Here is a 9,291-nt window from a genome sequence, read left to right as displayed (position 1 = left end):
GCCAGCCCATGCGCGTGCGTCCGCCCTGCCCTCTTGCAGAGGCGCTGGGGGAGACCACCGACCCGTATCTCTTCAGCGGCGCGGAAGCAGAGGCCTTTGGCGCCGTCCGGGCCCGTGCCCGCCTCATGCGCTACGGGCTTGATGCGTATGGCTATGCCATGGTTGCGCTTGGCGGCCTCGATTTCGTCGTCGAGTCCGGCCTCAAGACCTGGGATGTCGCCGCGCTCGTTCCTGTGGTCGAAGGGGCAGGGGGTATACTTACGAACTGGTCCGGCGGGCCTGCCCATGAGGGCGGGCAGGTCGTTGCGGCATCCAGCGAGGGATTGCATCGCGAATTGCTGGCGCTGCTGGCGCCCGCCGCGCGCGCCTAGCGCACCTCGATGGTAAGGCGCAACGGCAGGGCCTCCAGTTCAACCTGTCCGCCCTGCCGGCCGATGCGCCCGGTCATGCGCAAGGATAGCGTATTGTCATACGCCTCAAGTGACTGGCGCTGACCATTCCGGCTGGTCAGCCAGCCATCGGGCGCGGGGCCGTCAAAATGCCAGACAAGCGTGTCGAAGCGCGGCGCCATCAATGCGGCCAGCCCCATGGCATCGCGCTGGAAGTGGTCGACGGCATGTGTGATCGCTGCCAGATCCGAGATCGGATAGTGCCTTGCCGGTGCCAGTTCCGCCACAATCTCCAGCCTTATCGCCGGTAGCGGGCGCTGCGCATCGTGATGCATCCGGCTTGCGCGGGTGACAAAGCCTGCCGCTTCGGCGGCTTGCGGAATGATGAGGTAACCCTCCGTATCCACTTCGAGCGGCAAAAGCGTACCGTCCAGCCCTTCGAGCCAGAACCCCGACACGGCCTCATCCGGTGCAGGTGGCGGGTCGAGACGATAGGCTGGCCGGAAGGCAAGCTCGCCGTTTTGCGCCTGTGCGACGTAGGTGCGCCAGAACGGCAGAAGCCGTTCGGCCGGATAGGCGTTGAGCGATGCGGGCGGTGCCTGATCCTGGCCGCTGGCTGCGTTTGCCAGAGCGGCACCGGCAAAGACAGCCAGCGCCAGCAGTGATGTCAGGATACGGATCACTCGGACTGTGAACCGCCGGGCTTGCGGAAGAGCAGCGTCATGCGGTCGGACTCCCCGATCGATTCATAAGGCGCGCTGTCAAATTCCGGGTCTGGCTCGCCGCCGACCGGCGAGGTACGTGAAACCGGCGGCAAGGTCCAGACACCGAACGGATGATCCGCCGTATCGGCGGGATTGGCGTTGATCTCCGATGATGCCACCAGTTCGAACCCGGCTTCGGTCGCCAGGGCGATGACATAGTCTTCCTGCACATAGCCGGACCCGGCGCGCGGGTCCTGCGGCTGGCTCGCGGGCAGGCGGTGTTCGACAACACCCAGAATGCCGCCCGGCCGCAAGGCGGCGTAGAAGTCGGCAAAGGCTTTCTCTTCAAAGCCCCGCGACATCCAGTTGTGCACATTGCGGAAGGTGAGCACGGCATCGGCACTGCCCTCGGGCACGATAGGGCCGGTCTCCGGGCCGAATGCGGCGATCTGGATTTCGCCGAAGAGCGGAGCGGAGAAGCGCTCGACATAGCTGTCTATGAAGGCCTGGGTCTGGGCATTGCCCGCCGGATCGAAATGCGCGGCCACGTAAGTGCCGCCATTGGCAGCGATCCAGGGCGCGAGCACTTGCGTGTACCAGCCGCCTGCGGGCCAGATTTCCACAATGGTGCCTGACGGGTCGATCTCGAAGAATTCCAGCGTCTCGCGCGGATTGCGCCAGACATCGCGGGCGATGGCGTCAGCGCGCCATTCACCGGACACGGCCCAGGCAAGCGATCCGGTTTCGGGGGCCGTTGAAAGCGCCGCCGCCGTCTCCTCGCCTTGCGCACCTTCCGCCTCAGCCTGCGCAGGCTCCCCGGCTTCCTCTTCGGTGGTGGTTTCCGCGCCGCCGGTGGCGTCACCTGCCTGCGCGTCTGCGTCTCCGGCTTGTGCCTCTTGTGCTGGCGCTTCCTCGCTTGCCGGAATGGCAGGCTCGGAGGCGTCGCCGCACGCCATCAGGGGCAGGCAGAAGGCCAGGGCAGAAACGGTGACGAGCAGACGCATACGGTATTCCTCATGCTGGCACCGGTCTGCACCGGCGGGGTCGGGCGAAGCGGACGCAAGACTAGCGCCGTGGCGGCAAATGGCAAAATCGCAAAAAGCACAGCCGCGCCCCTCTTGCGCACATCGACTGGCCTACCCATCTCGATTGGGCAGGGACGCCATAACGGGTTCCTGGCCTTTGTAACCACGGACAGTTTTCCGGTCCGGCGCACGCTCGTCAGAGGTGCGAACCATCAACCGGGGAAAGGTCCACATGATCGCTTCTGAAGGAGGATCTCCATGCGTACCATCGACTACACGCCGCTTTACCGCACGATTGTCGGGTTTGACCGTCTGGCCAACATGATCGACTCGGCGGCCAAGCAGGAAACGGGCAATGGCTACCCGCCCTACAATATCGAACAGCTCAGCGAACACGAATACGTCATCGAGCTGGCCGTGGCCGGTTTCGGTGAAGGCGATCTGGACGTTCAGGTCCAGGAAAACGTGCTGACGGTGTCTGGCAAGCGCGAAGGCAGCGATGCCGAACCGCGCCAGTTTATCCATCGCGGCATTGCCGAGCGTTCCTTCGAGCGCCGCTTCCATCTTGCCGATCATATCCAGGTGCGTGATGCGCGTCTGGAAAACGGGCTTCTGGTGCTGCGCCTGGAGCGCGAGATCCCCGAAGCCAAGAAGCCGCGCCAGATCGCCATTAACGGCAAGTCCGGTGCCAAGCTGATCAGCGGCTCGAAGACCAAGGCCGCATAACGCCTGATACCGCTCCGCCGGACCGGAGCGAAGGCAGGACGGCCAGAGCGTGGTGCGGTGTCCCCTTCCGCAGAGAGCGCCCGGTCCTCCTGCAGACTGCAAGACAAAACGCCCGCGTGCTCTTACCCTGGCACGCGGGCGTTTTCATGTCCGCTGACGGGTATCAGAGGCCCAGCTCTTCCTCCAGCCGGTCAATGGCCTCCAGCCAGAGGGCGGCGCTCATGTCCGAAGGCATGCGCCAGTCACCGCGCGGCGACAGGGCACCCGCCGAGGTCAGCTTCGGCCCGTTGGGAACGGCAGACCGCTTGAACTGGCTCTGTCCGAAGAAGCGGGCATGAAAGACGCGCAGCCATTTGAGGATTTCGGCCATGGAATAGTGGCGCCGGTCGGCCTCTGCCACGTGATCCGGCCAGTCGCTGCGCGAGGCCTCGCCCCAGGCGCTTTCCTGCAGGAAGGCGATCTTTTCCGGTCCGAACCCGTAGCGCACCACATGGTGCAGGGTGAAATCCTGCAAAGGATAGGGACCAATGCGCGCTTGCGTGCTCTGCATCGCCCCGTCCGCCCCCGCCGGGACCAGTTCAGGCGAGATTTCGGTCGCCAGAATGCGTTCCAGAACCGCATTCGCTCCCCGTCCGGCCTCGCCGGTGCGGGCGGCCCAGGCAATCAGGTGCTGGATCAGGGTTTTGGGCAGGCCCGCATTCACGTTGTAGTGCGACATGTGATCGCCAACGCCATAGGCGCACCAGCCCAGCGCCGCTTCGGACAGGTCGCCGGTGCCGATGACCAGCGCATTCTCGTGATTGGCGGCGCGGAAAAGATAGTCGGTGCGCAGGCCGGCCTGCACGTTCTCGAACGTTATGTCGTACTCGGAGCGGCCTTGCGCAAAGGGATGTCCGAGGTCGGACAACATGCGCTCGGCGGCTGGGCGGATATCGATCTCGCGGTGCGTGACGTCCAGCGCCTCTGCCAGCTCGATTGCCTGCTGGCGCGTGGCATCGCTGGTGGCAAAGCCCGGCAGGGTGTAGGCGAGAATATCCTTGCGGGCGAGGCCAAGCCGGTCAAAGGCACGGGCGGTCACGATCAGGGCCTGGGTTGAGTCCAGTCCACCGGAAATGCCGATGACGGCGCGGCTGATGCCGCTCGAACGCAGGCGCTGGACCAGCGCCTCGACCTGTATCGACCAGGCCTCATGGCAGTCCTCATCGAGACGGGCCGGGTCGGAGGGCACAAACGGAAAGCGGCGCACCGGGCGTTCCAGCGGCAGAGTTTCGTCAAGCGGGGGCGCAAACGTGAAGCCGATCCGGTGCCATTTCGCGATACGGTCCTGCGCATTGCGCGCGGAGTCCCGGTAGGTGGAAAAGCGCAGACGGTCCTGAACGATGCGTTCCACATCAATGTCGGTGACCAGCCCCGAACCGTCCTCGAAGCGCGGGCCTTGTGCCAAGGTCTCGCCCAGCTCGCAGGCAATCGTCTGCCCGTCCCATGTCAGGTCGGTGGTGCTCTCGCCGGTGCCGGAGGCGGCGAACACATAGGCGCCAAGCGTCTTTTGTGACTGCACACGCACCAGCGCCTCGCGCTCGCGCGCCTTGCCGATCAGGGCGTTGGACGCCGAAAGATTGACCATGATGCTGGCGCCGGCGAGCGCGCCATCAAGGCTTGGCGGATGCACCGCCCACAAATCCTCGCAGATTTCGGCCATCAGGCTGAAGCCGGGCATATCCTCGGCTTCAAACAGCAAGCCCGTCCCGAAAGGTGCGTCCTGCCCGGCATAACGGACATGGCGGCCCGTATAGGGCCGGCCTTCGGCAAACCAGCGCTTTTCGTAGAATTCGCGATAATTGGGCAGATAGGTTTTCGGCACGATGCCCAGCAGCCGCCCGCGATGAATGATCAGTGCGCAGTTATAAAGCTGGTGGTCCACCCTCACGGCTGCGCCTGCCACAATGACCGGCATCAGCTCGGCGGAGGCGGCAATCAGGGCCTCGCTCGCGCGTTCGGACGCGTCCAGCATCAGGGCCTGATGGTGCAGATCGTCAATCGCATAGCCGGTCAGGGACAGTTCGGGAAACAGGACGATACCGGCACGGCGCCGGTCCGCCTCGCGTGCAAGGGCGTTCAGACGCTTTGCATTTTCCATCGGGTTGCCCGGCGCCACATGCGGCGCGAAGGCGGCCACACGGACAAAACCGTGGCGGTAGAGATTGTGGAAAGCGGGCATGGCGCCTCTTTTGCTCAATCTGAGTATTTCAGAGCCGCCAGAGACGCCTTTCCGTCACAAAAATCAAGGGTGAATGCGTGCCTAGCGGCTCAGGCCGCCGGTTCCATGAGGCTGCGGCCGATGGCCAGGAAGCGCTCGCGGCGTTTGCGGCGCAAGGTGGCCGGGTCCAGCCCTTCGAGGCTGGAGAGGCTTTCCTCCATCGCATCGCCGACGGCCTTGATCGTGCCTTCGCGGTCGCGGTGCGCCCCGCCGACCGGCTCGCCAATGATCTTGTCGATTATCTTGAGGCCGATCAGGTCCTGCGCGGTGATCTTCATGGCGATGGCTGCGTCGCGGGCCTTGGCCCCGTCGCGCCAGAGGATCGAGGCGCAGCCCTCCGGCGAGATCACCGAATAGATGGAATGCTCCAGCATCATTACCGTGTTGGCCGAGGCCAGCGCAACCGCGCCGCCCGAACCGCCTTCGCCGGTAATGACGGAAATCATCGGCGTGCCCAGCGTCAGGCAGCGCTCGGTCGAGCGGGCAATCGCCTCGGACTGGCCTCGCTCTTCTGCGCCGACGCCCGGATAGGCGCCTGCCGTATCGACAAAGGTCAGGACGGGCAGGGAAAACTTGTCGGCGAGATCCATCAGGCGCACCGCCTTGCGGTAGCCTTCCGGCCTTGCCATGCCGAAATTGTGCTTGAGGCGGGTCTGGGTGTCGTGGCCCTTTTCATGACCCATCACCACCACGGCGCGGCCCCGGAAGCGGCCCAGCCCGCCGACAATGGCGTTGTCCTCGCCAAACCGGCGGTCTCCGGACAATTCCTCGAAATCGGTGATGAGGCCGGCCAGATAGTCTTTCAGGTGCGGGCGCTCAGGGTGGCGGGCGACCATGGTCTTGCGCCACGGATCGAGCTTTGCGTAGAGCTGGCGCAGCTGGTCTGCCGATTTCTGGCGCAGCTTGGCCACTTCCTCGGCGACATTGGGGGCGTCCTCGCCATTGCGTTCGGATACCGATTCCAGTTCTTCGATCTTGGCATCAAGTTCCGCGATCGGACGTTCGAAATCGAGATAGGTGCGCGTCGGGTTGGACATGTATCCCCATGTGACAAGGCTGCCCGGCCAAGGGCGCTGGCCGAAGGCGCAAACTAGCCGCGACATCGCTCTGTCACAAGCCGGGTGTCAGCAGGCCTTCAGGACCGCGAAAGCGGGTGGGCATCTTCCATCAGGGATCGCAGGCGCGCCTCGAGCACATGGGTGTAAATCTCGGTCGTCGAGACATCGGCATGCCCCAGCAATGTCTGCAGGCTGCGCAGGTCTGCCCCGTTAGCCAGAAGATGCGTGGCGAAGGCATGGCGCAGAACATGGGGCGAGATACGCGACGGATCGAGGCCTGCCCTGATCGCAAGATCGGTCAGCATCTGGGCGAAACGCTCACGCGTGAGATGGCCGCCCTTGGCCGTTGCCGAACAGAAAAGAAAGGTCTCCGCCCGGCTGCGAAGGGGTGATGCTTTTGAGGGCAGGAAGCTCTCGCGTACCGGACGATAGGCCTCGACGGCTTCCAGCGCGGAGGGTGTCAGCGGGATAAGCCGGTCCTTGCTGCCCTTGCCGGTAACCACCAGATAGCGTTCGGCCCGTGCAAAGGCGGCCAGAGGCAGGGTCACGAGCTCGCTGACCCGAAGGCCGCCTGCGTAGAGTAACTCCAGTGCCGCCCGCAGGCGCAGGCCGCCGGGGCCGTCCACCGCGTCAGCCGCATCGAACAGGCGGCCCACCTCGGTTTCGGAGAGGATTTTGGGCAAGGCGCGGGCCTGTTTGGGCCCTTTCTGGCTGGCGGCGGGATTGTCGCTGCGCACGCCTTCCTTCAGCAGGAAGCGGTAATAGCGCTTCAGCGCCGAAAGCCGCCGGGCGGCAGTGGAGGCTTTCAGCCCGTCACCGGCCAGAGCCTGCATCAGGCCTTCAATATCTGCCGCAGACGCCGCATCGAGGCTGGTCCGCTGGCGGGCAAGCCGGGCGGAGGCGTCCTCCAGATCATGGCGATAGGCGGCAAGCGTGTTGGCGGATGCGCCGCGTTCGGCGCTCAGCATGTCGAGAAAGAGCGCTATTTGGGCTGCGCTCACGCGCTCTCCTCGGCAATGGCTTCCAGAATGAGCTGCAAGGCTTCGGCGCGGCGGCCTGCCCGCTCCAGCAGGTGACAGGCGAGCGCATAGGCGCGCGCGCTGCCATTGCCGGCCTCGATCAGGCCTGCGGCCAGCAGCAGGGTCTCGGCTTGCGAAGCGTTCATCAGGGAGAGCGTGGCCATCGCGGCAAGGTCAGCCTCACGTCCGGCCTCGTTCTCGTCTGCCGGTGCCGACAGCATCGCCACGCGCACTGCCGGGGGCAATGAGGCGCCCAGCGCGCCGAGGCCCGCCAGCTGGGCCAGGCGCTCCGGCCCGGCATTCTCTGCGCGGGCGGCCAGGATGGCGGCAAAGGCCTCTGAGGCGATATCATCAGCCGCAACGCCGATCGCCATGTCGAGCGCGACCATGACCGCCGGTGAAGGCGGCTCCCACGGATCGGCTTCAACGACGGCAAAGCCCGGCGGCGGGGTCAGTGAACCCGGTTCGCCGCTGCCCGGCGCGGTCCAGCCCTCTGCCCCGGGGAGGGGTTCGGGCATGTCCGGTTCGGGACCGGACAGCAGCGCCTCGCGCCAGCGCCATGCACGCTCAAGCTCGCCTTCGAGCGCGAGGGCCAGGATGAAGCGCGGGCCATGGGCGAGGGTCTGCTCGTTGATCGGGAATGTCTCGATCTCCATGGCGTAGGCTTTTGCAACTTCTGCAAACCGGCCTTCGCGTACGGCATCGTCAAAGCGGGCGGCGAGCGCCTCGGCGGCGATCACCCGGTCAATGTCCTGCTGGGCGATGGCGGCAAGGGCGGCAGCGCGGTCTGCGCCTTCCATGGCCATGGCCGCTTCCAGCGCTTCGTCGAGATATTCCGGCAAGGTGATGGCCGGGCCGGTGCGGGCCGCTGCGCGCTGCAGCCAGGCCGGCGCGCCGTCTGCCACTTCTATGCGCGTCTCAGGCGCAACCGTGATGGCGATTGCCATTTCCAGCCCGTCGGTGACGGGCGTGTTGGCGGGAAGACCGGTATCGAGCGCCAGCGCGTCAAAAAAGGCGCTGAAATTGCCCACCCCGCCCGCCGAACGGGCGAGATCAGCGGTCAGCTCCGCAGCCGGCATATTGCCGGCAAAGGCGAGGCAGACCGCGCGTGCGCGCAGCCAGTAGGCCTCATCGCGGCCACGCAGCAGGCCTTCAGCAGTGCGGCAGGCCGCTTCGGTTTCGCCCAGAGAGAAGGCCGTCTCGGCATGCAGGCGCGACAGGGCGCTCGACTGGTTGAGGCGCGGCGTGCGCTCAAGAAGCTGATAAACCTGTTCGGCCCGGCTGGCGGCAAGTGCACGGTCAGCGCGCAAGGCAGCCAGGTCGAAATCGTCACGCGCTCCGCGCGGCGGCTCGCCGGAGGCCAGAAGCACACGCTCGGCCAGGCGGGCGGCAGCGCCCTCATTCCATCCCTGGCCGCTGGCGGCAGGCAGCGTGTCCAGTATGGCGCGCAAGGCCTCGCCGTCACTCGATGACCAGATTGTGCCCGGCAGGATGTTGCGTGAACCGATCTGGAAGGGGTCGACCGCCCCCAGCTCCTGCACCTCGATGGCCGGGCCTGTTTCCTGCGCGAGGGCAGGGGCGGCGCTCAGAAGGGCGCAAGCCAGCAGCGTGCTAGTTGTCGAGCGCATCGGTCACCTCGACACGGATTTCGGTCTGTTCCGGTGCCATGGAGTCTGCCATGACCAGCAGTATGGCAAAAATGGCACCGACGCAGATCACGCCTATGCCTACTCCTATCAGCAGTCCGCGCATGTCAGGCGCCCCTCGTGGCTGGATGCGTTATTGATGGTGCACAATAGCGCGTACAATGCGGCGTTTTCCAGACATCGCACGCGGCAATTGCTCATTACCCGTCACCGGCTTATAGCCTAGCGCCATCATGAACCGTGTGCATCTCGCAAAGCAGTTCCCCCGCCCGGTCGTCCTCGTGGGATTGATGGGGGCGGGCAAGACAACAACCGGACGCCGCCTCGCCGACCGTTTGGGCTGGACATTCCGCGATTCCGACGAGGAGGTCGAGAAGGCGGCAGGGCGCAGCGTGTCCGACATTTTTGCCGATTTCGGCGAGACCTCGTTTCGCGAGGGTGAACGGCGCGTGATCGCCCGCCTTCTC

10 protein-coding genes are annotated in these 9,291 nt (G+C 65.4%); 3 read left to right on the top strand and 7 right to left on the bottom strand.

Translation table 11 applies throughout. From position 1 onward, the window contains the following. Positions 1 to 371 (top strand): inositol monophosphatase family protein (locus tag ACTS2Z_RS05105; RefSeq protein ID WP_442572147.1); only part of this gene is annotated, 371 nt, incomplete at its 5' end. Here the strand turns inward: ACTS2Z_RS05105 and ACTS2Z_RS05100 are convergent. After that, positions 368 to 1,072, bottom strand: a complete 705-nt coding sequence (locus ACTS2Z_RS05100) for a hypothetical protein (RefSeq protein ID WP_442572146.1) — start codon at positions 1,070 to 1,072, stop codon at positions 368 to 370. The two genes, ACTS2Z_RS05105 and ACTS2Z_RS05100, sit on opposite strands and share 4 nt — an antisense overlap. Continuing rightward, on the bottom strand, positions 1,069 to 2,097 hold the full coding sequence (locus ACTS2Z_RS05095; RefSeq protein WP_442572145.1) for a class I SAM-dependent methyltransferase: 1,029 nt from the start codon (positions 2,095 to 2,097) through the stop codon (positions 1,069 to 1,071). Before ACTS2Z_RS05095 ends, ACTS2Z_RS05100 begins: the two co-directional genes overlap by 4 nt. A 279-nt stretch (positions 2,098 to 2,376) precedes the next feature. Between ACTS2Z_RS05095 and ACTS2Z_RS05090 the strand changes: the two genes are divergently transcribed. After that, positions 2,377 to 2,844 carry an Hsp20 family protein gene (locus ACTS2Z_RS05090; RefSeq protein WP_442572144.1) on the top strand — a complete coding sequence of 156 codons (468 nt, stop codon included), beginning with the start codon at positions 2,377 to 2,379 and terminating at the stop codon, positions 2,842 to 2,844. Between the two features lie 163 nt (positions 2,845 to 3,007). Here the strand turns inward: ACTS2Z_RS05090 and ACTS2Z_RS05085 are convergent, their stop codons facing one another. The 5 genes from ACTS2Z_RS05085 to ACTS2Z_RS05065 all read right to left on the bottom strand — a co-directional run bounded on the left by ACTS2Z_RS05085 (position 3,008) and on the right by ACTS2Z_RS05065 (position 8,930). Continuing rightward, positions 3,008 to 5,062 carry an NAD(+) synthase gene (locus ACTS2Z_RS05085; RefSeq protein WP_442572143.1) on the bottom strand — a complete coding sequence of 685 codons (2,055 nt, stop codon included), beginning with the start codon at positions 5,060 to 5,062 and terminating at the stop codon, positions 3,008 to 3,010. An 89-nt stretch (positions 5,063 to 5,151) separates the two neighbouring features. Beyond that, the gene (locus ACTS2Z_RS05080; protein WP_442572142.1) at positions 5,152 to 6,138 is read right to left on the bottom strand and encodes an acetyl-CoA carboxylase carboxyltransferase subunit alpha; all 987 of its coding nucleotides are present in this window, start codon (positions 6,136 to 6,138) and stop codon (positions 5,152 to 5,154) included. A 98-nt stretch (positions 6,139 to 6,236) separates the two neighbouring features. Beyond that, complete coding sequence (locus ACTS2Z_RS05075) at positions 6,237 to 7,160, bottom strand: site-specific tyrosine recombinase XerD (RefSeq protein WP_442572141.1); 924 nt, start codon at positions 7,158 to 7,160, stop codon at positions 6,237 to 6,239. After that, the gene (locus ACTS2Z_RS05070) at positions 7,157 to 8,806 is read right to left on the bottom strand and encodes a hypothetical protein (RefSeq protein ID WP_442572140.1); all 1,650 of its coding nucleotides are present in this window, start codon (positions 8,804 to 8,806) and stop codon (positions 7,157 to 7,159) included. The genes ACTS2Z_RS05075 and ACTS2Z_RS05070 overlap by 4 nt, the downstream gene beginning before the upstream one ends. Continuing rightward, positions 8,790 to 8,930 carry a hypothetical protein gene (locus tag ACTS2Z_RS05065; RefSeq protein ID WP_442572139.1) on the bottom strand — a complete coding sequence of 47 codons (141 nt, stop codon included), beginning with the start codon at positions 8,928 to 8,930 and terminating at the stop codon, positions 8,790 to 8,792. The genes ACTS2Z_RS05070 and ACTS2Z_RS05065 overlap by 17 nt, the downstream gene beginning before the upstream one ends. Positions 8,931 to 9,057: 127 nt before the next feature. Here ACTS2Z_RS05065 and ACTS2Z_RS05060 point away from each other — a divergent pair. Next, positions 9,058 to 9,291: shikimate kinase (locus ACTS2Z_RS05060; protein WP_442572138.1), on the top strand; the 234-nt coding region annotated here is incomplete at its 3' end.

This window comes from Glycocaulis sp. (assembly GCF_052168375.1).
In the GTDB taxonomy this organism is placed as follows: Bacteria; Pseudomonadota; Alphaproteobacteria; order Caulobacterales; family Maricaulaceae; genus Glycocaulis.
The sequence above is the reverse complement of the archived record's forward strand: the minus strand, read 5'-3'. Positions and strand labels throughout refer to the sequence as shown.

What these genes read in the sequence shown, in the direction of transcription:
- ACTS2Z_RS05095 (WP_442572145.1), bottom strand. Translation starts at nt 2,097, where the DNA reads ATGCGTCTGCTCGTCACCGTTTCTGCCCTGGCCTTCTGCCTGCCCCTG.
- ACTS2Z_RS05090 (WP_442572144.1), top strand. Translation starts at nt 2,377, where the DNA reads ATGCGTACCATCGACTACACGCCGCTTTACCGCACGATTGTCGGGTTT.
- ACTS2Z_RS05085 (WP_442572143.1), bottom strand. Translation starts at nt 5,062, where the DNA reads ATGCCCGCTTTCCACAATCTCTACCGCCACGGTTTTGTCCGTGTGGCC.
- ACTS2Z_RS05080 (WP_442572142.1), bottom strand. Translation starts at nt 6,138, where the DNA reads ATGTCCAACCCGACGCGCACCTATCTCGATTTCGAACGTCCGATCGCG.
- ACTS2Z_RS05070 (WP_442572140.1), bottom strand. Translation starts at nt 8,806, where the DNA reads ATGCGCTCGACAACTAGCACGCTGCTGGCTTGCGCCCTTCTGAGCGCC.
- ACTS2Z_RS05065 (WP_442572139.1), bottom strand. Translation starts at nt 8,930, where the DNA reads ATGCGCGGACTGCTGATAGGAGTAGGCATAGGCGTGATCTGCGTCGGT.